Consider the following 21,966-nt stretch of genomic DNA (forward strand, 5'->3'; position numbering starts at 1 on the left):
GAAACGGATTGCAAATGTAAGTGCTATTTCTTAATCGGCAAACAATTAACTCAGCCTTCCTTCTAAATTATTGATACTGAGCCCAAAATTTTTCGAGTAATTGACTTGATTCACAAGCTTGCAGGTTAAAACAAGAATTAACTGCGAAACGAATTCGATATGAAAAGATGATTAGACCTAATCTAGATATCAAATTTTATTCCTTGTGCCAATGGCAGCTCAGAGGAATAGTTTATGGTATTTGTCTGCCTTCTCATGTATGCTTTCCAGGCATCAGAACCTGACTCTCTTCCTCCACCGGTCTCTTTTTCACCACCGAAAGCTCCTCCGATTTCCGCTCCAGAAGTACCAATATTTACATTGGCTATGCCGCAGTCTGAGCCTGCCACAGATAGGAATGCTTCAGCCTCTCTCATGTTAGTGGTCATAATTGCTGAAGAAAGCCCCTGGGGAACACCATTTTGAAGTGCAATAGCCTCATTCAAGTCTTCATACTTTATCAGGTATAAAATTGGGGCAAAAGTCTCATGTTGAACTATTTCAAAGTGATTTTCCGCTTCATAAATACAAGGCTTCACATAACAGCCCGATTCGTAGCCTTCACCAGAAAGGACTCCTCCTTCTACCACTTTGATCGCTCCTTCCGATTCTGCCTTTTTTATGGCATTCTGGTACATGTCTACAGCATCTTTATCGATAAGCGGACCCACATGATTTGATTCGTCCAGTGGATTCCCAATCACAAGCTTTGAATAAGCCAAAGCCAATCTTTTCTTCACCTCATCAAAAACCTTCGAGTGAATGATTAGCCTTCGAGTACTTGTACATCTCTGACCGGCGGTTCCTACCGCTCCGAATAATGCTCCTCGAATAGCCATATCCAAATCTGCATCAGGAGTAATGATTATCGCATTGTTCCCTCCTAACTCAAGAAGAGATCTACCCAATCTTCTGCCCACTGCTTCACCTACCAATTTTCCCATTCTGGTAGATCCTGTAGCTGAAACTAAAGGTACTCGTGAGTCATTCGAGAGCATCTCTCCTACTTTATAATCTCCATTAACCAGACAGGAAATCCCCTCAGGGAGTCCATGCTTCGCAAAAATTTTCCCAACGATATGCTGACAGGCAATCCCCGACATAGGTGCCTTTTCTGAAGGTTTCCAAACACAAACATCCCCACATACCCAGGCCAATGCTGAATTCCATGACCAAACAGCTACTGGGAAATTAAAGGCAGAAATAATTCCTACCACACCTAGGGCATGCCACTGCTCATACATTCTATGACCAGGTCTTTCCGAATGCATGGTTAACCCATAAAGTTGACGTGAAAGCCCAACTGCAAAATCGCAGATATCAATCATCTCCTGAACCTCGCCTAGCCCCTCTTGGTAGGATTTCCCCATTTCGTATGAAACAAGCTTACCGAGATCTTCTTTGACTTCTCGTAGTGCATTACCTATCTCCCGGACTATCTCACCTCTTTGCGGAGCTGGAACCAATCTCCAGCTTTCAAAAGCGATCTGCGCTTGAGAGATGACACGCTCGTATCCGTCCTTATCCGTAGCCTGTACGCTTCCAATAAGCTCTCCGTCTGCAGGTGAAGAAGAAGAAAAAGATTGACCTTCTGAATCTATCCAGCGGGTTCCCGTAGAGGTACCGAGATTTTCAGATTTAATTCCCAGTCGCTCAAGTGATTGAGCAATTCCGAATTCTTTTGACATGCTAATTGAGTTTTTTGACTAAGCCAAAGCTACTAATTTATGCTCTTACGCAAAGTAATGGTGGTTTGATTTCAGCCTTAAAGTACCATACTAGGACTCTCCCTTATTGCCGAATAATCTAGGAATCCAGACCACCGGATTAATCTTATTGAATTTCCTTCGAAAGTTTTCAGATGGATTCAATTTATAAATCAGGTTGATTCTAAAATTTCCTGTATTGAGCTCCTGATCAAAACCCTGGTTCTTTACAAGATTCAGGTTTTTCCAGACATAATTCCCATTGATTGAAAACTTCTCGCCATTATACCCCAGAAAACCTCTCAGAAAATAGGTAGGAGCAAATCCCCATCGACTGAATTTATCATCATTTGCCCAAGCCGAATACCCAAAACTTAAATTAGCAGAGGCAACCGCAGTAAGGTAAAATCCTCCTAAAAAAACCAGGGTACTGGAAAACCCAGCGTTTGGCCCAAATTGAAAGTAATCAACCTGCCGATAATTAATGGGTAGGTCCTCATTGGAAGGTAGAAACAGGGAGTCACCCTTCATAAATCCCCCATAGGCCTCGAATCCAATGAAAGGGGAAAATGCTGATTTCTTCTGAATAGAAGATTGATTATAAGCTGCACTGAGAGCTATTCTATCTCCATTGAATACATAATTAGCATTGACCCCAAGTAGCATTACTCGCATATCTTCCCGGAGATATTCTTCTTCAGAATTCGCCAAAAAGCGTTCATCTAATCGATAACCCCTATAAAATTGACCGAATAAGTCGATTATCCAGTTTTTAGGATAAATATGAGACTGTAAGTCTAGGAATGATGGCCAGTCATCAATACGGTTTGGATTCATAAAACCTAAAGGAGCCGCCAGATTCAAAGTAAACGTTTGATAAGTGAAACCTAGCCCTAGATTCAATCCTGAATTTGGCTCAAACCTATAACGACGTTCAGGACCATTGAAAACGATATCAGTATACTTCCTCGAAACATATAGTCTAAGATTAAATTTTTCCGGATGTGGAGTTAAATAGGCCGTATCAATTTTATCAAAGTCAGAAGTGATATCCTGAGCCAAAGAACCAAAGTTCAATCCAAAGTAAATAAGAAGTAAAAAAAGTTTCTTTTGACCCATCCAGATGGTGAAATTAGAATAAAAATATCCTGAATTTTTATTCAACATAAAACAAATCGAATTTTTGACATGCAAAATGATTTGCTAAGATTTATCTAATTTAGAAATTCAGTCTTGAGTTTTCAGTTTACTTTCCACTTTGAATCCTTCAGTATCAGTCATCATTCCCGTTTACAACGGCCAAAAGTATCTTGAAGAAACCATCCATTCCGCATTCTCCTCGGACTTTAAACCTTTAGAGGTTATCGTTGTGAATGATGGCTCAACAGACAACAGTCTTCAGGTAGCAATGAAGCTTTTGGCAAAATACCCTAATCTTGAAATCGTAGATCAGGAAAATGGCGGAGTAACTTCCGCTAGAAATACCGGGATCAAAAAAGCCTCAGGAAAGTACATCCTTCCACTGGATGGAGATGATTTAATCGAACCTAACTATATATCTGAGGCAGTCAAGGTTTTGGAAGAGCAACCACAGGTCAAAGTCGTGTATTGCCAGGCGGACAAGTTCAATGAAAATGGAACCAAACCCTGGAACTTAAAGCCCTTCTCGATAAATGCCCTGGCTAGAGATAATATGATTTTTGTATCAGCACTTTTTCGAAGAAAGGACTGGGAAGAGGTGGGAGGATTTTCGGAAGATATGACCATGGGGAGGGAAGATTGGGAGTTTTGGATTAAAATGCTCAAAAATGGTGGAGAAGTAATTCGGTTACCTTTTGTGGGTTTCCATTATAGACTAACTCCTGAGAGTAAAAGAAAAAAGTCCGGAACAAGCCAATTGAAAAGAGAAAGGATTGCCTACCTAAATAGTAAGCACAAGGACTTTTTCGAACGGGAGTTGAATGGTCCTCTGAGATTTCAAAGGACCTGGTCAAAGCCTTACAATACCTTGATGAAGTTTCTTGGGAAACTCTGATTAAATCTTATCTAATCCCTTCCAGTACTTTAAGAAGTAATATTTGATCGGGTTTTTGTATTTCAACTGTTTCCAGGGTCGACTTCCATGTGGCCTATGCCAAACTGGAGAATTCATGAGCACGAAATTCTCAAAACCTAACTCCAGAGATTTCTTAGAGATAAAGGTATCATACCAATCCTTCGCATCGTCTAACTCTTGAAAATCAAAAGACTGAAGAAAGTCTGAGCTAAAAAGTGTACAGCAAAAACTTAGACTACGTTCCGTTCTTATCACTTCTTCCTTTCTTCCCTTGAATTTCAGATAAGGGAAATTAACCACTCCTGCTTCATCCACTGTTACGGCTCCTACCAAACCTGATTTTTCATTCTTTGAGGTAAAATCCAATAAACCTGAAATAGTCTCAGGCTTAACCACTACATCTGATTCTATTACGAGCAAGGGTACTCCCATTTTCAAAGCTTTCTTTTGAGAAAGTTGAAGCACGAGTTTGTAATTAGGAGATGGCGTATCAGTGATTTCGGCAAGATTTATGAGCTCATAACCTATTTTCCCCTTATTCGACTCCAGTTCTTTCGTAGACTCATCCGAACTGAAATCATTGAATATAATGTGATGGTGTGGAACCCTGGATTCAGCAATAGCCTTGGCCGTATCTAAGGTAGTATCTATCGAATCCTTAACAGGTGTAATGACCAAAACCGTTGAGTCCATCTTCAATCTTATTCTAAAAGTATCAGAATCGAAAGTACAAAAAAAGCTCCTTTCGGAGCTTCTTTTATTATGAATTAGCTGAGTTCAGCAAGTGCTGCTTTGATTCTGCTCAGAGCTTCTTTTAGCTGCTCATCAGATGCTGCATAGGAAAGCCTCACACAACTTGGCGCTCCAAACGCAGAACCAGTTACTAAAGAAACGTGTGCTTCTTCCAGAAGGTAAATGCAAAGATCATCAGCATTCTTGATAGTTTTTCCATTTATAGACTTCCCGAAGAAAGCTGAAACATCTGGAAAGAAATAAAAGGCACCTTCTGGCACATGAGTCTTTATTCCGGGAATATCTCTAAGTAAGTCTAGAACCAAGCCTCTTCTTCTTAAATAGGCCTCAGCCATCTTTTCTGAATCAGTAGACGGACCAGTGATCCCAGCAAAAGCTGCTCTTTGAGCAATTCCGGTATTTCCAGAAGTGAATTGTCCTTGAATTTTTTCGCAAGCTTTGGCGATTTCCAATGGCGCACAAATGTATCCTACCCTCCATCCTGTCATGGCGAAACCTTTTGAAAATCCATTTACGGTAACTGTTCTTTCGAACATTCCAGGAAAGGATGCGATACTATGATTGCCTCCGGCAAAGTTGATGAGCTCATAGATCTCATCAGCTACGACCCGAATTCTATCATGCTTTTTTATGACCTCAGCGATAGCTTCCAATTCTTCTTTACTAAAAACCGAACCTGTAGGATTACAAGGAGAAGAATAGATGACTGCTTTGGTTTTATCAGTGATAGCTGCCTCCAGTTGGGAAGCAGTTGCTTTAAAGTTATTTTCCAAAGTACCCTCAATCAGAACAGGAACACCACCGGCCAACTTGATAATTTCTGCATAGCTCACCCAGTATGGAGAAAAAATCACTACCTCATCACCCTCGTTCAAAAGACACATGAATGTATTGGCGATGGAATGCTTCGCACCTGTAGAGACAACGATATTTTCGGCTTTAGCCTCAGAGATATTATTCTCTTCTCTAAGTTTTTTAGCAATTGCTTCTCTCAGATCCTGATAGCCAGCAACTGGTGGATAGGAAAAGTAATTCCCCGAATCTATTGCCTCCTTAGCTGCTTCCTGGATAAACTTAGGAGTTTTAAAATCTGGCTCACCAAGGCTCAAGCTAATGATATCTGTACCTTTTGCTTTCAGCTCTCTCGCTTTTTTTGCCATAGCCAGCGTAGCTGACTCCTCCATATTGATTATCCGATCTGATAGAATAGAATTCATTTTTTGTTTGATTTTTTTACAAATTCCTCAAAAATAGAGAGAAGATTTATAAATCTAAACGATCTGATAGATTTGATTCTGAATTGTTATTTTTGAAGAAAATAGCCCGTAAAAAAATACGTTCTAAGTTTATGCGGACGAAGATTCTAACTCTTCTTTCTTTATTATTCATTTCTGCTTTGGCCTACGGCCAAAATGATAAAAAATCAGATACAGAGATATCCGATCCAGATTCGGTGGGTGAGGTAAGTTCAGCCCTACTTCCCACTACCATGCCCTTATTGCTTTTTGATGAGGAAAGTAAAAGGGAAGAGAAAAAAGAGAAAAAGAAGAAAGCCAGGAAAAACGAGTGGTTCGGAATTAAAGTTCGTAAGGGTGTTTTGGTGGATGAAATTCGCGGTCAGGAAATCGTTCAGCTGTTCAATTATACCGATGCCGAATACCGACCAGACCCTTATATCCGTGATGTATATTGGTATGATCCAGGGGATAAATCCATAAAAAATCAGGGATACGTGGCAGGTGAGGGTTACCTATTACATGGCCCTTACGAGCGACTTCTCAATGAAGTTACCGTAGAAACCGGTATGTACTTTTATGGTACAAAGCATAAAACCTGGATGCTTTACGACCAACGAAACGTCCTGCAGGATAAAGACCACTTCGAAGAAGGTTGGCCTAGAGAGTCACGAATCACTTATTATGATAGAAGCTCGAAAACGATAGAGCAGATCACTCCGATTCAGTTTGGAACCAAGGAGGGGAATTACTTTTACTTTTACGAAAATGGTCAAGTGGCCGTAACCGGTGAATTCAAGTATGGAGAGAAAGTAGGGCTATGGACTGAATACTGGAACACAGGAAATACCAAAGCGGTCCGTAAACGCGAAATCCAATATCAGGAAGAACCCTACTCAGATAATTTCAGGCCCTACATCCGAGCAGAATGGGATAAAGACGGAAAATTACTTTACAGAAACGACAGCTGATTAATCTGCTCTGAACTTAAATTGCTGACCTCCTACCGAGGCTTCATACATCAGCCCTCCTTTTGCCATAGTGAATACCATAACTCCGTCCACATATTTGGCATCAGCTGAAACTCCAGCGGTAGCAGCAACAGCTGAAACCTGAGCTAACATTTCTATCTGTCCCGTCTTGAATCGAGTGAAGGATTCTTCATCTTCGAAAAATACGACTTCTCTTTAGGCCTGTCCTCCAGCTTGAAAACCGATACTTAGCTGCTTCATGGATGCAAAGCCGATCATAGACCCTTTTTCATAAGCAACTCCATTACCCGATGCAGCTCCCACTCCAAGTCCACCTTTACCTACATTGGGTAAAATGATGTAGCAATAGGAACTACTAAAAATAGAAGCCATATCAGGGTCAGCTTCAAGAAATTCAGCTTTGGCTTCAGCAGTGTCTTCAATGATTTTTTGATCTTTTTTTGAGTTTTGAGCCAAGGCTATTCCCAGGCAAATGGTTAAGGTCAAAAAAGTTAAGGTTAGTTTTTTCATGAATTCAAGGTTTAATAAAAAGCATCTTTGAAGTGACGGTAATTAAAGTTTCCATCTCGATCTTTATAAACCCCCAAAATATCAAATCGGATATCCCTTTTCCAATCGATCTCATAGATATAATTTTCAGCTGCTTTAATGATCAGTCGTTTTTTTGTGAAGTCTACAAACTCCTCAGAATAACCGTAACCTGTACCTGACCGAAACTTCACCTCTACAAAAATAAGTAAGCCCTCATGCTCCATTATTAGGTCTATTTCTGCATGCCGATACCTGTAGTTTTTATCACGAAGCTGATAGCCTTGTCCTACCAGCCAATTTGCCGCCAGTTCCTCGGCTCGTCTTCCTTTTTCATTGTGTTCGGCCATGAGTATTAGTTAAATTTGGCCCGGAGGAACGATATCCTTTTCGGATGGGTTTACTTCCAAGCTTTAACGCAATGAATGAATTTATAAATAAAAAAGTAGTTTTTCTAGATTTAGGTAAAATGGACTACCAAAAAGCCTGGGATTATCAGGAGGAAATTTTTGGGAAAACTGTTGACCTCAAAATCAGAAATCGAAAAGCTAGTAAAGAGGAGAAAGTACTCACCCCGAATTACTTGATTTTTGTTGAGCATCCTCACGTTTACACTTTAGGTAAAAGTGGAGATGAAAAAAATTTACTTCTGGATGAAAAAGGACTCAAGCAGAGGGATGCTACTTTTTACAAAATAAATCGAGGCGGTGATATAACTTACCATGGACCAGGTCAATTGGTGGGTTATCCTATCCTCGACCTTGATAATTTCTTCACAGACATTCATAAGTATTTGAGACTTTTGGAGGAATCTGTGATTCTGACCTTACTAGAATACGGGATCGGATCGGGAAGAATCGAAGGCCTCACAGGAGTCTGGCTAGATCACATTGAGCAGAAAAATCCGAGAAAGATTTGCGCACTAGGGGTAAAAGCTAGCCGCTGGGTAACCATGCATGGCTTTGCCTTTAATATCAATTCTGATTTGAGTTATTTTGAGTCCATCATTCCATGCGGAATTGATGACAAAGCCGTTACTTCTCTTCAAAAGGAAATCGGTAAGGAGATACCACTTGCAGAAGTAAAGGAAAAAATGAAGAGGCATCTGGTAAATCTTTTTGAAATGGAACTGATCGAAGAGTGATTCTTTCAATTTCAAAAAAACCTCTGTCGTTTCAATGACAGAGGTTTTTTATTCATTTGACAATTACTTGCTATCAGTCAGCTCCAGGCCTTGATTAATTCCCTTCTCCAAGGCTGGAACTCCCCTTTCCATCCAAACTGGTTTAGGAGCTCCCTTCAGGTAATGATCGAAGAATTGCGCCATTCTAACGTTAAAATCTTTCCGGTTTTGTCTTTTTAGTGGCCAGTGTGGTTCACCGTTGTAATTCAGGAACCATGATGGTTTTTGCAATCTTCTCAAGGCCACGAAAAACTCAATCCCTTGATACCAGGGCACATGACCATCCTCATCATTATGCATGATCAAAAGCGGAGTGTTGATTTTATCAATATTGAAAATGGGAGAATTTTCCACGTATCTGGCCGGATATTCCCAAGGGGTGCCGCCTATTCTACTTTGGGTATGCTCATATTGAAACTGACGGCTTAGGCCCGTCCACCAACGAATACCTCCATAGGCAGAAATCATATTTGGAACAGGAGCTCCTGACTCAGCAGCCTTGAAAATATCTGTTTTGGTCACCAGATAAGCTATCTGATATCCACCCCAACTGTGACCTTGGACGCCAATATTATCCTTATCGATAAAACCCTCTTCAATAAGGGAAGTGATCCCAGGTATCACAGAATTGTAGGCACTTTCACCTGGATAACCAATTCGGTAATGCACGTCTGGGTTAAAGATGACATAGCCCCTACTGGTATAAAAGCTATAGCTAATCGTAGAACGGCCTGCAGTCGGTGGTCTATGAGAAAATAATCCATCAGAGCTTTTCTCATAGAAATTAACGATCATCGGATATTTCTTATTCGGATCGAAGTTCTCCGGTTTGATCAGCATTCCCTGCAGCTCTTTTCCATCCAAAGAGATCCAATTCACTAATTCTGCCGTCCCCCAATTATATTCAGATTGCTGTGGATTTGCATCCGAAACTTGAGTAAGATTACTGAAACTCATGTCGGTGGCATGAATATTAGGAAATTCCTCAAAAGACTCTCTGGTAAGCATTATTTCATCACTTGCCTGAGCCATCCTAGGACGACCAAAGCTATAAGGCCCCTCAATTAATTGATTGATGCTTCCGCTTTTTGGGTTGTACTCAGAGAAGCCTCCATACTTATTTTTCTCATTAAATGTGGACAAAAGCCAGGGTTCTTCCTCAGAGATAAACCGAGCCTCATCGTCCAGTTTTACATACCGATAAGCTAATGTCTTTTTTCTTCCTTCGGTTAACCTTAGACCTTCCCCAGAGTCTGGATCAAACTTCCAGATGTCATATCGGTCATAAATCAATAGGGCATTATCACCCTCAGTCCAGCCGGCAGAACCATACGCACTTGGGAAGTTTGGAGAGTCGTTAAGCTCGTCAAAGAAGACTTCTCCTTTGGTAAGGTCGACTCTTGAGCCATTTGAAATATTAAATGTAAACCAGGTACTATCCGCGGAGCTATATCCATAGGCATAGTTCCCAGCAGGACTCAGACTAACCCGCCCCCTCACTTTTTCAAATGCAGGTTTCACCTCACCATTTGAAACATTCACAATAAAATAATCCCTGTATAATCCACCTTCCCACTGTCCTTGTAATTCGTAAGGAAGGGAAGTATTTGCCAGGGCAAAGTCAGCATTCCCTTCATTCCCCAATTCAGCATTCGGTAGCTCGGTAGTTTCGAGTTGTACCAGTTTGTTCCCCTCATCCAAATGAATTACTGAAAGAAATGACCTTTTGAGATCGTTTTCCACCTGCATCTCTTGAACAGTGTAAAGTCTTGGTTCATCATAAGTCCAAACTTCCACATTGACAATTTCCTCCTCCAGGAGAGAGGTATCCTGTAAAATAGGTGGGGTGGCTAGACCAAAAAACAGTTTGGTTTCATCCTTCGAGAAGGAAATTCTTCCATCGGCAGAAACTAGGTAGCCATCAGGAGCAGAAGTTTCGTCCACTACTTTCTCTGCTCTGTTCATTCCTTTTGACCAAGTGTAAAGTTCATTTGGTCTGATCAAGGCCTTTGTTGTGTCAAGGTCAGCTACAAAAGCGATACGACCTCCCGACTTACTTATATTCATCTGAGGGTACTTTGCTTTTTCAGCTGAAAATATTTGCAGAGGATCACCAATTGACAACTCGTATACATACACTCCAGCACCTTGTTCAGCTTTGTCCGAAAGGACATAAGTAATAACCTCTCCTTCTTCAGCAAAGGCATATTTCATGACATACTTTAGGCTATCCTGATCTCCACTATTGAGATTTCTAATGATGGTGTGATAGCCATTTTCCTTCCCAGGCTTTTCTTCCTTCTCTTCATACGGCACTGCCTCAGAGTCCAGCTGATAAGCTAATACTCCTGCCCATTTTTTGGGAATTTGATAAGAACTGACCATTGGTATTTTTACCAGTTCCTCAGAATTAAGGTGATAAATGGCCAGGGTATCCTTGGGCATATCTTCCTTTTTAGTCTTGGCCCTCTTCAGCTCACGAATATCTTCTTCCCAGGCCTTAATGGTAAAAATAGCGAACTGACTGTCAAAGGTGAATTCTCCATCATACCCGCGTTCATGGGTAAAAACCAAATCCCCTTGAAGGTTTCTGATTTCAAGAAAATTATCTTCCTCTCCCCTCTCTAGGGAGTACATGATATAGTTTCCATCCCTTGAAATGGTCTCATTCTCAATGGAATTCCAGATATCAAAATCTGCATGGTCCAGAACCTTCTTTTGAGCGAAGAGCTGAAGGGATAAACTGAGACAAAAAGATAAAGTCAGAAGCTTTTTCATATTTATTTTTCTTTATTTCTGAATCCGAAATTAAGAGTCTAATCTAATACCCAAGGAGTTTTTTTGATAACTGGTGAGAGCAAAAGCAGATAGAATTACCCTTGAAAAAGAATAGTCAGTTGAAAGAGAATTCAGATCGTATTTCATTTTAGCCAGCCACAAGCACATGATTAAGTATTTGCCCTGAAAGAATGTCAAATAAAAAATATGAACTCGAGGAACCAATAAATTTGTTGACCAATCATTATCAGAAAATAAATGAAGAAAGACATCGAATTCCCTGAGGTCAAAGGGGTCAAGCTGGCTATAGTAAAAGAGGAAGAACAGGGCGAGGCTAATTGGGCTTTGTATATTCTAAACCTAAATCTAATCGAGCTGAATACTATTCTGATCAACTCAAAAGGATATGGAGAAATCAATGGAGAACCAAGAAAAACTTCCGTCCTCCGCCACCACTTGAAAGAACTTGGAGCCCAGGAGTATGCCAGAATCGAGCCTTTAGATCCTGCAGTCTTTGAACTTACAAATGAGTTTTGGGTGAGCTACTACATTATGGATCAGATTTTTGATAAAAAGTTTATCTTTACACCAGGCAGTTTTGATCCTTCTTTAATTCGGATGATTCCTGAATTAGGTATGAAAGGAGTGCTGCATTCCTAATTTTTTGTCTATGGTAGATTTTTTTGAAAGCTTAAGCGAGATTCTTTTTTTAGACATCGAAACGGCCTCAGGTTATGAGTCCATTGATGAAGTACCGGAAAGAGTTCGGGAAGAATGGCTGAAAAAAGAAGAGCTTTTATCCAAGACCGATGCGGATTACGAACCCGGTTCTCAATATTTCGAAAGAGCTGGAATCTATGCTGAATTTGGACAGGTGATCAGCGTGGGTGTGGGTTATATTTTGCTAGACAGAGAAAATGAACTGCTTACCCTACGAACCAAAGTTTTTTCAGCTCCTTCTGAACGAGAATTGTTGGAAGATTTCAAAGCCTTGCTGGAAAAGAAAAACTGGACCCTCTGCGCTCATAATGGAAAGGAGTTTGATTTTCCTTACCTTAGCAGACGAATGCTGATCAATGGGGTATCTCTCCCCGAGCCCCTACAGATGGCAGGAAAAAAGCCCTGGGAAATCAGGCATCTTGACACCCTGGAATTATGGAAGTTTGGTGATTATAAACATTACACAAGGCTGGAATTACTTGCCTCGATTTTTGATATCCCATCTTCCAAGGATGACCTTGACGGAAGCCAGGTTAATCACACTTACCATATCGAAAAGGATATGGAGAAAATTAACAAATATTGTCTTCGAGATGTCGAAGTTACCGCCAGAGTCTATCTGGCCATGAATCCTCAGCCCCAACCGTTCACCCTTGAGGTTATAGCTATTGAGGAGTAAGCCTTCAGAAAGGTTTTCATTTTGACATCTGAAGACCCATTTTTACTTAAAAGAAATTGCCCTTATGGGACGCAAAAGAAAAAATTCAACAAAACAAGGAAGCCGCAAAAATCAAAATTCGGCTGACCTTTCGAAAAGATTACTTCGATTTTTAGACGGCCACTTTGGTGAGCAGTACAATGCGAAGCAACTGATAAAAAAATTAGAAATAAGAGATTCCCTCACCAAGGGAGGAGTAGAACCGGCCTTGCATAAGCTAGCTGCTGCTGGACTGGTGTCCAAAACACCTAGAAATTACTTTTCATCACTCAAAGACCCGGATTTTGTTGAAGGGAAGGTGGATTTTGTGAACCCAAGATTCGCATTTATCATTCCTGATAATCCAGACGAGACCGATGGCGACATCATGGTGAAAGAAGCTAACCTTAAACAAGCTTTGCACCATGACCGTGTCAGGGTGATGGTTTTCCCTACCAAAGGAAAAACGGGGAGAACCGAAGGAAAAGTACTTGAAATCATCGAGCGCGAAAGAGACGAATTTGTAGGTCGCGTGGAGATTTCTCCTCGGTTTGCATTTGTAGTTCCCGACTTCAAAAAAATGCATAAAGACATCTTCGTTCATCGAGGTGATCTAAACGGTGCTAAGCACAACGAAAAAGTGGTGGTCAAACTCACCGAATGGAGAGAAGGGGATAAAAATCCTACTGGAAAAGTGACTCAGGTACTAGGGCAGGCTGGAGAGCATGAAGTAGAGATTCACTCCATCATGGCTGAATTCGGATTACCTTTTGAATATCCCGAAGAGCCAAATCGTGAGTCCGAAGCTATTTCGGATAAGATTTTAAAGAAGGAGATTTCAAAAAGAAAAGATTATCGGGATGTGTTGACATTCACCATTGACCCGGCAGATGCCAAAGATTTCGATGACGCTATTTCCTATCAGGTCCTACCCAATGGCAACCTGGAAGTGGGGGTTCACATTGCGGATGTTACCCATTATGTAAAACCTAACACTGCCCTGGAAAAGGAGGCTTATCATCGAGCAACGTCGGTTTATCTGGTGGACCGAACCATACCAATGCTTCCGGAAAGACTCAGCAATGGACTCTGCTCCCTTCGACCAAATGAAGACAAATTGACTTTTGCCTGTGTGTTTGAAATGGATAGGGATGCCAGGGTTATCAAGCATTGGATAGGGCGAACCATCATTCATTCAGATCGAAGATTTGCCTATGAAGAAGCTCAGGAAAATATAGATAAGCAGTCAGGTGATTTCTTTGAGGAATTAACCTTCTTGAATGTCCTAGCAAAGAAAATCCGAAAAAAACGATTCGATCATGGTGCTGTAAATTTCGAAACGGTAGAGGTGAAATTTGAGTTGGACGAGAAGGGAACCCCACTTGGATTAAGGGTCAAAGAGCGAAAAGACATCCATAAACTCATTGAGGAATTCATGCTTTTAGCCAATAAGTATGTGGCTGAATTTGTTTTCAACAAGAGACAGGGGAAGGACACCTTTGTCTATAGAACACATGATAACCCTGACATGGATAAGCTTGATACCTTTTCCAACTTTGCGAAGCGGTTTGGTCATCAAATGAATATAGGAAGTGAGAATAAAATCTCTGGAGCCCTAAACAAGTTAATGGATGAAATTCAGGGTAAACCTGAGCAGAATGTTTTGGAGCAGCTTGCGATTCGTAGCATGGCTAAAGCAAAGTACACCACTGATCCAAAGGGACACTTCGGCCTGGCTTTCCCACATTATACTCATTTCACTTCTCCCATAAGGAGATATCCAGATATGATGGTTCACAGACTTCTGGAACACTACCTGCAAAACGGCAAGTCTCCTGAAGCAGAGTCATGGGAGAAAAAATGCGAGCACTCTTCCGAGAGGGAAAAAAACGCAGCAAATGCAGAACGAGCCTCCATCAAGTATAAGCAGGTGGAGTTTATGTCTCTGGCTGAAGAGAAGGATTATGAAGGAATAGTGAGCGGAGTGAGTGAATGGGGAGTTTTTGTGGAGATCACGGAAACCAAATGTGAAGGGATGGTGAGAGTTAGCGAAATGAAGGATGACTACTATGACTTCGATGAGAAAAACATGCGCCTAATCGGTATGAGATCAAAAAAAATGATAACATTAGGTGACAAAGTGATGGTTAGGGTAGTTAATACGGATATTGATAGAAGAACCATTGACCTCGAATTTGCAAATAATGACGAAAAAAGAACTCGCTTCTGAACTTCTCGAAAAGTTAGAGAAATTCCTTTCAGAGGCTGATTTTGGAAAATCACCCCAAGAACTTTATGACCCTATTACGTACATTCTTAGCCTTGGCGGCAAAAGAATCCGTCCGATTCTGAGCCTCTTATCTTATGGGATGTACCGCTCTGATGTAGAAAAAATACTTCCTCAGGCAGCGGCAGTTGAAGTCTTCCATAATTTCACACTAATGCATGACGACATCATGGACGAGGCGCCTTTACGCAGAAGTAAGCCTACTGTACATGAAAAATGGAATGATAATATCGCCATACTTTCAGGTGATGTGATGTTGGTTCGAGCCTATGACTTGCTTCTGAATAGTCCTTCGGATAAACTTAAACAGCTCATCCGAGATTTCAATCAGACTGCAGCCGAAGTTTGCGAAGGTCAGCAGTTCGATATGAATTTCGAAACCAGGGAAACGGTTTCTGAAGATGAATACCTGGAGATGATCCGATTAAAAACGGCTGTGCTATTGGGTTTTGCACTTAAAATGGGAGCTTATTTGGCCGACGCCGACCCTAAGGATATGGCAAAACTCTATGAGTTTGGAGTCGATATTGGGGTAGGTTTCCAGTTGAAAGATGACCTTCTTGATGTCTTTGCAGACCAAAGCAAGTTTGGAAAGCAAGTGGGAGGAGATATCATCTCAAATAAGAAAACGTTCTTACTGATTAAAGCACTGGAATTAGCCGAAGGTGAAACTGCTCAGGAATTGAATGATTGGCTGGCAAAGACCGAATTCAATAAGGAGGAGAAAGTGGCTGCGGTGACCAAAATTTATAATTCTTTAGGAATTAAAGAATTGACGGAGGCAAAAATGAACAGCTATTTTGACGAAGCTTTCGAGGCTTTGGGTGAGATTAATTTCAATAATCAAGAATACTTTGACACACTCGAAGGAGTTGCTCGAAAATTAGTCCATCGAGAGAGATAGCATGGATATTTCACTTACGGTACTCATTATCGTCATCACCTGTGGCACCAGCCTTCTAGGCTTCAATCGTCCCGAGTTTATCGATCGATGGATGTTTACTCCCTACGAAATCAAAAATCGAGGACAGTGGGATCGATTCATTTTATCAGGGTTCATCCATAAAGATTACGTACATCTTCTTTTCAATATGTTTACCTTCTACTTCTTTGGAAGAGTGGTAGAGCAATGGTTAGGGTATCAATTCGGAGCTGTCTCTGGAGGTATAATTTTCATCCTTTTTTATGTATTGGCTATTGTGGTTTCAGATATCCCAACCTATCTCAAGAATCAGGAAAATCAATTTTATCGGTCTTTGGGAGCATCGGGAGGAACTGCTGCCACGGTATTTGCAAGTATCGTGATCTTACCTCTATCTGATATTTGTCTCTTTGGGATCATTTGCCTTCCCGGCTTTATTCTGGGAATTTTATTTCTTATTTACTCCTATACAAAAGGCAAATCAGGCGGAGATAATATCAACCATGACGCTCATCTCTATGGAGCTTTGATGGGGGTGGTTTTTGTCTTGATTATCTCACCTAGCAGTGGCCTAGATTTCATAGATCAAATTCTCAGTTATAGACCATTTTAAAAAGAAAGGCCAGAAATAGAATTCTGGCCTTTCTTTTTTAATTGAATCATTTATTTCTTCTCATCGAGCTGCATCCGCATCTCTTCTATATTCAGAAGTTTCGATATTTCCTCAGATTCAATCATCCTGAATCTGGCTAGCTGTACATCGATTTTTTCAACCAGCTCATCTCGAACCTCCAGAGCCTGATCAGTCGGCTTGTAGCTTCCGTTTCCTACTATGGAATTCAAATGTGCTAGTTTATTATTTAATCGAATAGGGAAGTTCAATGGATCCTGGCGACTCTTATTCTTAGTCTGATAAAGAGTTTCCTCGATTTCTGTGAGACTTTTTTGGATTTCATCCAAATTATCAGGTTTGGTCTCAAGACTATCCAATTCAGCCCGATAATTTCTAATTAGTTTGATTGTTCTATGCGTCTCGGTGAGTTTATCCCGAACTCCAATCATAAATTCATATTGAGCTTCAAGATCTTCCTGTGAAGACTCATACCTTGGGTCAGCCAAGACTTCAAACTCCTTTTCTTCACTTGATCCATCATGGGTGATTTTTACCGAATACATTCCCGGGGGAACTCTTGGTCCTCGGAGATTTCCAGCCCACATGATCAAATCATCAAATCCTTCAGCATCATCCACCGCGAGATTCCAGTTAAAAAGATTGCTACCTGGCTCCACTTTTAAAGTATCTCCATTGACTCCCTTGGTTGAAAAGGTTTTTATCACATCCCCACCCGCATCCATGAATTCAATCTTTAACTCTTCACTTGGAGTCTCCTGAAAGTAGTAATAAACCAAAGCACCCCCTGCCCGGTTGGTTCCTGCAGTTTTACTAGTTCTACTTGAACCTCCCATTCGATAGGTATCCATTGGCTTAAACACATGAAGTGATTTATTCTTAATGTCATTTGATGCCTGATGCAAAACCGTCAAATCATCAATAATCCAAAACGATCTTCCTTGAGTTGCCGCAATTAAGTTGTTATCCTTCACCGCAAGATCAGTAATGGGTACGGTAGGAAGATTCAGCTGTAGTGAGTACCAGTTGGCACCATCGTCTTTCGAGAAATACATAGCTGTCTCTGTTCCAGCATAAAGCATTCCTCGCATTTCAGGATCAGCCCTAATTACTCTGGTGAAATGCTCTGGGTCTATACCATTGGTGATCTTAGTCCAGCTTTGACCATAATCTGTCGTTTTATAAAGATATGGTTCATAGTTACCCATTTTGTAACCCGTAGCCGCAAAGTAGGCTTCCGCTGGATCAAAAGGACTAGCTTCTATACTATTTATTTGAAGCCATTCAGGCATATCGGCCGGAGTTACATTATTCCAAGTTCCTCCATTATCAGTGGTCACATGAACCAATCCATCATCTGAACCAGCCCAGATTACACCTTGCTGAAGCGGTGATTCTGCCGCAGTAAAAATGGTCGCATAGTATTCGACACCTGTATTATCCTTTGTAATAGGTCCACCGGATGGACCCAATTTACTCGGGTCATTTCTGGTAAGGTCAGGGGAAAACACTTCCCAGCTTTGTCCTTCATTGGTAGATCTGTGAAACCTATTACTAGTGGTATATAGCAAGTCAGAATCATGAGGACTGAAAAAGATAGGGAAGTTCCACTGGAATCTGTATTTCATATCTTCCGCGCCATGTCCCATTGGGTTGTTTGGATAAACATTCACGGATCGACTAATGCCTTTATCATGATCGACACGAGTTAAATACCCACCATATGATCCTCCATAGACAATATCATTATTGTCAGGATCAGGTGCTAACCAGCCACTTTCTCCTCCTGCTGAGGGTTCCCAGTCATCCTCTGAAATATTGCCACCATCGGTTCTATGACGAATCCTAACAGTAGAATTATCTTGTTGTGCACCATAAATTCGGTATGGGAAACTATTGTCCGTAGTCACACGATAGAATTGAGAGGTCGGCTGGTTCATATATGTACTCCAGGTCTTGCCTCCATCTTCAGAAACCTGTGCTCCGCCATCATCAGCGATAATCATTCTTTGATTATTATCTGGATCGATCCAAAGGTCATGATGGTCACCATGTGGTGCATTGGCACCTTTAAAAGTCTTACCACCGTCGGTTGACTTATGATAGCTTACATTTAAAACATAAACAGTTTCTTCATCCTGTGTATCTGCATAAATCCGAGAATAATACCAGGCTCTTTGTCTTAGATTTCTGTCTTCGTTTACCTTCTCCCAAGTCTCACCAGCATCAAGGGATGTGAAAACTCCCCCGTTCTCATTTTCCACTATGGCGTAAAGTCTGTTGGAATTTACAGGTGAAACTGTTATCCCAATTATTCCAAGAATACCGGTTGGAAAACCTTCTTTTTCTGTCAAATCTACCCAGGTCTCGCCACCATCAGTTGACTTAAAGAGTCCCGAACCGGGACCACCGCTAGAAAGGCTATAAGGGGTCCGCTGTAGCTCCCAGGTGGAAGCATAAATAGTTTCAGGGTCATCCGGTGATAAAATCAAATCCACTGCTCCTGCTGTGTCATTCGTAAATAGGAGCTGTTCCCAGGTTTGTCCACCATCGGTGGTTTTATAAACACCACGGGTTGGGTCAGGCTTAAATATGTCTCCAAGCACAGCAGCATAAACGACGTCAGGGTTTTCAGGGTGGATGCGAAGTCTCGCCACAAATCGGCTTTTATCTAAACCGGCCCTGGTCCAAGTCTCTCCAGCATCAGAACTTTTCCAAATACCATGGCCAAATGACACATTACCTCTTACGGTTTTTTCTCCTCCTCCTGCGTAAACCACTGCCGTATCGCTTTCAGCCACCGCCACAGATCCCATAGACCCTCCAAAGAATCCATCGGACATGGGCTCCCAGGTACGGCCTGCATCATAAGTCTTCCAGATTCCTCCTCCAGTGGAGGCAAAGTAGTAATTCGTTGTGCTACCTGGTACGCCTGTCACAGCGTCAGATCTCCCGCCTCGAAAAGGCCCTACCAATCTCCATTCCAAGGCCTCGTAAACTGTAGAATCTGGGGCTTCCTGAGCTTGGACAAAATCAGGAAGTAAGAAGACTGAAGCTAAGATTGCCAGCAGTCCAAAGGAAAATTGCTTTCTCATTTAGTTTGGTTGATGGTTGAATTACAAAAAGTACTAATCTAAAAATCAATTCCCGAATTAATTTGGGATCAATGGTATTAGTATTTCGATTTTGGGCAAAAAAAAACCCCTTCTTTGGAAGGGGCTTCTTAAATATCAAATAAAGCTTATGCTTCAGCAGGCAAAACACTTACATAAGACTTACCATCAAACTTCTTTTTGAAAGTCACCACACCGTCTGCAGTCGCAAACAATGTATGATCTTTTCCACATCCTACGTTTTCACCTGGATGATGCTTTGTTCCTCTTTGTCTTACGATAATGTTTCCAGCAATTACTTGCTCTCCACCGAATTTCTTCACGCCCAATCTTTTGGAATGTGACTCTCTACCGTTTTTGGAACTACCGACGCCTTTTTTATGTGCCATAGTATGATTCTTTTAGATATCCCTGAGGAAATTAAAGTGAAATATTCTCTATCAAAACTTTGGTGAAGTCCTGTCTGTGGCCATTCTTTTTCTTATAGCCCTTTCTTCTCTTCTTTTTGAAGACGATGACTTTATCACCTTTGACATGATCTAGGACTTTCCCAGATACCTTGGCTCCTTCTACTGTAGGAGCTCCTACTGATACTGTACCGTCAGCCTCTGCCAACAATACCTGATCAAATTCCACGGAAGCGCCAGCTTCAACGTCCAGCTTAGGAGCATAGACGTGCTGATCTTTTGTTACTTTGAACTGCTTTCCAGCGATGTTTACAATTGCGTACATGTGATCTAAATATTCTTAGTCGAATTTGGAGTGCAAATATACGAAAGTGAAATAGAACATAAAACCCTAAATCAAAAATAATCAGGGATTATCCTATCCAGGCCCAAACCTACATTCACCTGAAACTAAATTCGTATTTATATCATTTACTCATTCAATGTTAACTCAGGCTTTTTTGACGGTTACTGACAAACCCTACCTTAATCAATGATTTTCAGATACTTAACCACAAAAAACCAAACTTCTTTTATTTTGACTTTAAGTCAATTTTATCTTGAATTTTAGTAAATTAAACTTTTTTTAAATTTCTCAACTTTTTTTTAGCAGCCCATAATCTGCTATATTTTTAAAGTATTACTAAATTTATTTGACTCTAATTAATTGATTTAATGTTATTTATTCAATTTTTGAATAAAGTTCAATTAAAGGCCTTAAGCGGTACTTGAGGGATTTTTTTTATGCTTTATGCTTTACATATTTGTTGAACAGGCTGTTCTGAAAAGCGCAGCCTTTTCTTTCCCAGGAACTTTTGGAAAGCTATTCAAAGGCTCTGATTCTTTAACAACTCAAAAAAAACTAGGATGACTCAAGAACCGATTTTAGAGGAGAATGATGGACGATTTGTTCTGTTTCCTATTCAGCACGACGACATTTGGCAATTTTACAAGAAGGCGGAGGCAAGCTTTTGGACCGCAGAAGAGATTGATTTAAGCCAGGATCTTTCTGACTGGAAGAACCTGAATGATGGCGAGAGACATTTTATTTCACATGTGCTGGCTTTTTTCGCAGCAAGCGACGGAATCGTTAATGAGAATTTAGCAGAGCACTTCGTTTCAGAAGTTCAGTATACAGAAGCTAAGTTTTTCTACGGTTTCCAAATTGCCATGGAAAACATTCACTCTGAAACCTATAGCCTACTTATAGATACCTATATCAAGGATGCAGCTGAAAGGGATAAACTTTTGAATGCTATTGAGCATATCGATTGTGTGAAGAAAAAGGCAAATTGGGCCCTTCGTTGGATAGACAACGGAAACTTCCAGGAGAGGCTGATAGCTTTTGCCGCGGTGGAAGGCATTTTCTTCTCTGGATCATTTTGCTCCATCTTCTGGCTGAAGAAAAGAGGTTTGATGCCAGGACTGACCTTCTCCAATGAGCTTATCTCTAGAGATGAAGGATTACATTGTGATTTTGCTTGTCACCTTTATACAAACCATGTCCATAACACTCTACCAAAAGAGACTGTCACCGAGATCATCAAGGATGCAGTAGAGATTGAGAAGGAGTTCGTTACCGATGCCTTACCTGTAAGACTTATTGGTATGAATGCAGATTTGATGTGTCAATACATCGAGTTCGTGGCGGATAGACTTTTGGTAGAGCTTGGCTGTGACAAAGTTTGGAACAGTACCAATCCTTTCGACTTTATGGACATGATTTCTTTACAGGGAAAGACAAACTTCTTTGAGAAAAGAGTAGGTGACTATCAGAAAGCTGGAGTAATGAGCTCCACTGAAGGAGGAGAAAAAGACCGAATCACTTTCGACTCAGATTTCTAAGAATTTTTATTCCATCAACCCACATAAACAACCTG

The 21,966-nt window shown here is 40.9% G+C and carries 20 protein-coding genes; 9 read left to right on the forward strand and 11 right to left on the reverse strand.

What is annotated here, in order from left to right; translation table 11 throughout:
• Positions 1-182: 182 nt before the first annotated feature.
• Together amaB and QVH07_RS17075 are read right to left on the reverse strand one after the other, a co-directional pair.
• Positions 183-1,727 (reverse strand): L-piperidine-6-carboxylate dehydrogenase, encoded by a 1,545-nt coding sequence (gene amaB / locus QVH07_RS17070; RefSeq protein ID WP_290002847.1) that lies wholly within the window; start codon positions 1,725-1,727, stop codon positions 183-185.
• Between the two features lie 90 nt (positions 1,728-1,817).
• Positions 1,818-2,912: a DUF4421 domain-containing protein gene (locus tag QVH07_RS17075; RefSeq protein ID WP_290002852.1), complete on the reverse strand. Its 1,095-nt coding sequence runs from the start codon at positions 2,910-2,912 to the stop codon at positions 1,818-1,820.
• Positions 2,913-3,003: 91 nt separating this feature from the next.
• Between QVH07_RS17075 and QVH07_RS17080 the strand changes: the two genes are divergently transcribed.
• Positions 3,004-3,780, forward strand: a complete 777-nt coding sequence (locus QVH07_RS17080; RefSeq protein WP_290002854.1) for a glycosyltransferase family 2 protein — start codon at positions 3,004-3,006, stop codon at positions 3,778-3,780.
• Here QVH07_RS17080 and QVH07_RS17085 read toward each other — a convergent pair whose 3' ends face one another.
• Positions 3,781-4,494: a glycosyltransferase family 2 protein gene (locus QVH07_RS17085; protein WP_290002855.1), complete on the reverse strand. Its 714-nt coding sequence runs from the start codon at positions 4,492-4,494 to the stop codon at positions 3,781-3,783.
• A 74-nt stretch (positions 4,495-4,568) separates the two neighbouring features.
• The gene (locus tag QVH07_RS17090; RefSeq protein ID WP_290002856.1) at positions 4,569-5,771 is read right to left on the reverse strand and encodes a pyridoxal phosphate-dependent aminotransferase; all 1,203 of its coding nucleotides are present in this window, start codon (positions 5,769-5,771) and stop codon (positions 4,569-4,571) included.
• Between the two features lie 131 nt (positions 5,772-5,902).
• On the opposite strand from QVH07_RS17090, the gene QVH07_RS17095 reads away from it, so the two are divergent.
• Positions 5,903-6,760 (forward strand): toxin-antitoxin system YwqK family antitoxin, encoded by an 858-nt coding sequence (locus tag QVH07_RS17095; RefSeq protein ID WP_290002857.1) that lies wholly within the window; start codon positions 5,903-5,905, stop codon positions 6,758-6,760.
• Here QVH07_RS17095 and QVH07_RS17100 read toward each other — a convergent pair whose 3' ends face one another.
• The 3 genes from QVH07_RS17100 to QVH07_RS17110 all read right to left on the reverse strand — a co-directional run bounded on the left by QVH07_RS17100 (position 6,761) and on the right by QVH07_RS17110 (position 7,659).
• The gene (locus tag QVH07_RS17100; RefSeq protein WP_290002858.1) at positions 6,761-6,913 is read right to left on the reverse strand and encodes a hypothetical protein; all 153 of its coding nucleotides are present in this window, start codon (positions 6,911-6,913) and stop codon (positions 6,761-6,763) included.
• Positions 6,914-6,976: 63 nt separating this feature from the next.
• Positions 6,977-7,291 carry a lipid-binding SYLF domain-containing protein gene (locus QVH07_RS17105; protein ID WP_290002859.1) on the reverse strand — a complete coding sequence of 105 codons (315 nt, stop codon included), beginning with the start codon at positions 7,289-7,291 and terminating at the stop codon, positions 6,977-6,979.
• Positions 7,292-7,302: 11 nt separating this feature from the next.
• Positions 7,303-7,659: a YraN family protein gene (locus QVH07_RS17110; RefSeq protein ID WP_290002860.1), complete on the reverse strand. Its 357-nt coding sequence runs from the start codon at positions 7,657-7,659 to the stop codon at positions 7,303-7,305.
• 71 nt (positions 7,660-7,730) lie between these two features.
• Between QVH07_RS17110 and lipB the strand changes: the two genes are divergently transcribed.
• Positions 7,731-8,453, forward strand: coding sequence for a lipoyl(octanoyl) transferase LipB (gene lipB / locus QVH07_RS17115; RefSeq protein ID WP_290002861.1), 723 nt, complete (start codon positions 7,731-7,733; stop codon positions 8,451-8,453).
• A gap of 63 nt (positions 8,454-8,516) precedes the next feature.
• Here the strand turns inward: lipB and QVH07_RS17120 are convergent, their stop codons facing one another.
• Complete coding sequence (locus QVH07_RS17120) at positions 8,517-11,270, reverse strand: alpha/beta hydrolase family protein (protein ID WP_290002862.1); 2,754 nt, start codon at positions 11,268-11,270, stop codon at positions 8,517-8,519.
• A gap of 258 nt (positions 11,271-11,528) precedes the next feature.
• Here QVH07_RS17120 and QVH07_RS17125 point away from each other — a divergent pair, with 258 nt between their 5' ends.
• From QVH07_RS17125 to QVH07_RS17145, 5 genes are all read left to right on the forward strand, one after another.
• A complete protein-coding gene (locus QVH07_RS17125; protein WP_290002863.1) occupies positions 11,529-11,930 on the forward strand; it encodes a hypothetical protein in 402 nt (133 codons plus the stop codon).
• Positions 11,931-11,940: 10 nt separating this feature from the next.
• Entirely contained in the window at positions 11,941-12,669 is a 729-nt protein-coding gene (locus QVH07_RS17130) for a 3'-5' exonuclease (protein ID WP_290002864.1), read from the forward strand.
• 64 nt (positions 12,670-12,733) lie between these two features.
• On the forward strand, positions 12,734-14,917 hold the full coding sequence (gene rnr / locus QVH07_RS17135; protein WP_290002865.1) for a ribonuclease R: 2,184 nt from the start codon (positions 12,734-12,736) through the stop codon (positions 14,915-14,917).
• The gene (locus QVH07_RS17140; protein ID WP_290002867.1) at positions 14,892-15,878 is read left to right on the forward strand and encodes a polyprenyl synthetase family protein; all 987 of its coding nucleotides are present in this window, start codon (positions 14,892-14,894) and stop codon (positions 15,876-15,878) included. The genes rnr and QVH07_RS17140 overlap by 26 nt, the downstream gene beginning before the upstream one ends.
• A 1-nt stretch (position 15,879) precedes the next feature.
• Complete coding sequence (locus QVH07_RS17145) at positions 15,880-16,509, forward strand: rhomboid family intramembrane serine protease (RefSeq protein ID WP_290002871.1); 630 nt, start codon at positions 15,880-15,882, stop codon at positions 16,507-16,509.
• 50 nt (positions 16,510-16,559) lie between these two features.
• On the opposite strand, the gene QVH07_RS17150 is transcribed toward QVH07_RS17145, so the two are convergent.
• The 3 genes from QVH07_RS17150 to rplU all read right to left on the reverse strand — a co-directional run bounded on the left by QVH07_RS17150 (position 16,560) and on the right by rplU (position 20,372).
• Positions 16,560-19,622, reverse strand: a complete 3,063-nt coding sequence (locus QVH07_RS17150; RefSeq protein WP_290002873.1) for a VPS10 domain-containing protein — start codon at positions 19,620-19,622, stop codon at positions 16,560-16,562.
• A 146-nt stretch (positions 19,623-19,768) separates the two neighbouring features.
• Complete coding sequence (gene rpmA / locus QVH07_RS17155; protein WP_290002875.1) at positions 19,769-20,029, reverse strand: 50S ribosomal protein L27; 261 nt, start codon at positions 20,027-20,029, stop codon at positions 19,769-19,771.
• A gap of 31 nt (positions 20,030-20,060) precedes the next feature.
• A complete protein-coding gene (gene rplU, locus QVH07_RS17160) occupies positions 20,061-20,372 on the reverse strand; it encodes a 50S ribosomal protein L21 (protein WP_290002877.1) in 312 nt (103 codons plus the stop codon).
• Between the two features lie 581 nt (positions 20,373-20,953).
• Here rplU and QVH07_RS17165 point away from each other — a divergent pair.
• Entirely contained in the window at positions 20,954-21,931 is a 978-nt protein-coding gene (locus tag QVH07_RS17165; protein ID WP_290002878.1) for a ribonucleoside-diphosphate reductase small subunit, read from the forward strand.
• The last annotated feature ends 35 nt before the right edge of the window (positions 21,932-21,966 follow it).

The organism is Algoriphagus sediminis (assembly GCF_030403435.1).
Lineage (GTDB): Bacteria > Bacteroidota > Bacteroidia > Cytophagales > Cyclobacteriaceae > Algoriphagus > Algoriphagus sediminis.

What these genes read in the sequence shown, in the direction of transcription:
- QVH07_RS17130 (WP_290002864.1), top strand. Translation starts at nt 11,941, where the DNA reads ATGGTAGATTTTTTTGAAAGCTTAAGCGAGATTCTTTTTTTAGACATC.
- QVH07_RS17145 (WP_290002871.1), top strand. Translation starts at nt 15,880, where the DNA reads ATGGATATTTCACTTACGGTACTCATTATCGTCATCACCTGTGGCACC.
- QVH07_RS17085 (WP_290002855.1), bottom strand. Translation starts at nt 4,494, where the DNA reads ATGGACTCAACGGTTTTGGTCATTACACCTGTTAAGGATTCGATAGAT.
- lipB (WP_290002861.1), top strand. Translation starts at nt 7,731, where the DNA reads ATGAATGAATTTATAAATAAAAAAGTAGTTTTTCTAGATTTAGGTAAA.
- QVH07_RS17095 (WP_290002857.1), top strand. Translation starts at nt 5,903, where the DNA reads ATGCGGACGAAGATTCTAACTCTTCTTTCTTTATTATTCATTTCTGCT.
- QVH07_RS17090 (WP_290002856.1), bottom strand. Translation starts at nt 5,771, where the DNA reads ATGAATTCTATTCTATCAGATCGGATAATCAATATGGAGGAGTCAGCT.
- QVH07_RS17110 (WP_290002860.1), bottom strand. Translation starts at nt 7,659, where the DNA reads ATGGCCGAACACAATGAAAAAGGAAGACGAGCCGAGGAACTGGCGGCA.
- rnr (WP_290002865.1), top strand. Translation starts at nt 12,734, where the DNA reads ATGGGACGCAAAAGAAAAAATTCAACAAAACAAGGAAGCCGCAAAAAT.
- QVH07_RS17165 (WP_290002878.1), top strand. Translation starts at nt 20,954, where the DNA reads ATGACTCAAGAACCGATTTTAGAGGAGAATGATGGACGATTTGTTCTG.
- QVH07_RS17125 (WP_290002863.1), top strand. Translation starts at nt 11,529, where the DNA reads ATGAAGAAAGACATCGAATTCCCTGAGGTCAAAGGGGTCAAGCTGGCT.
- QVH07_RS17150 (WP_290002873.1), bottom strand. Translation starts at nt 19,622, where the DNA reads ATGAGAAAGCAATTTTCCTTTGGACTGCTGGCAATCTTAGCTTCAGTC.
- rplU (WP_290002877.1), bottom strand. Translation starts at nt 20,372, where the DNA reads ATGTACGCAATTGTAAACATCGCTGGAAAGCAGTTCAAAGTAACAAAA.
- QVH07_RS17140 (WP_290002867.1), top strand. Translation starts at nt 14,892, where the DNA reads ATGACGAAAAAAGAACTCGCTTCTGAACTTCTCGAAAAGTTAGAGAAA.
- rpmA (WP_290002875.1), bottom strand. Translation starts at nt 20,029, where the DNA reads ATGGCACATAAAAAAGGCGTCGGTAGTTCCAAAAACGGTAGAGAGTCA.
- QVH07_RS17105 (WP_290002859.1), bottom strand. Translation starts at nt 7,291, where the DNA reads ATGAAAAAACTAACCTTAACTTTTTTGACCTTAACCATTTGCCTGGGA.
- QVH07_RS17120 (WP_290002862.1), bottom strand. Translation starts at nt 11,270, where the DNA reads ATGAAAAAGCTTCTGACTTTATCTTTTTGTCTCAGTTTATCCCTTCAG.
- QVH07_RS17100 (WP_290002858.1), bottom strand. Translation starts at nt 6,913, where the DNA reads ATGTTAGCTCAGGTTTCAGCTGTTGCTGCTACCGCTGGAGTTTCAGCT.
- QVH07_RS17075 (WP_290002852.1), bottom strand. Translation starts at nt 2,912, where the DNA reads ATGTTGAATAAAAATTCAGGATATTTTTATTCTAATTTCACCATCTGG.
- amaB (WP_290002847.1), bottom strand. Translation starts at nt 1,727, where the DNA reads ATGTCAAAAGAATTCGGAATTGCTCAATCACTTGAGCGACTGGGAATT.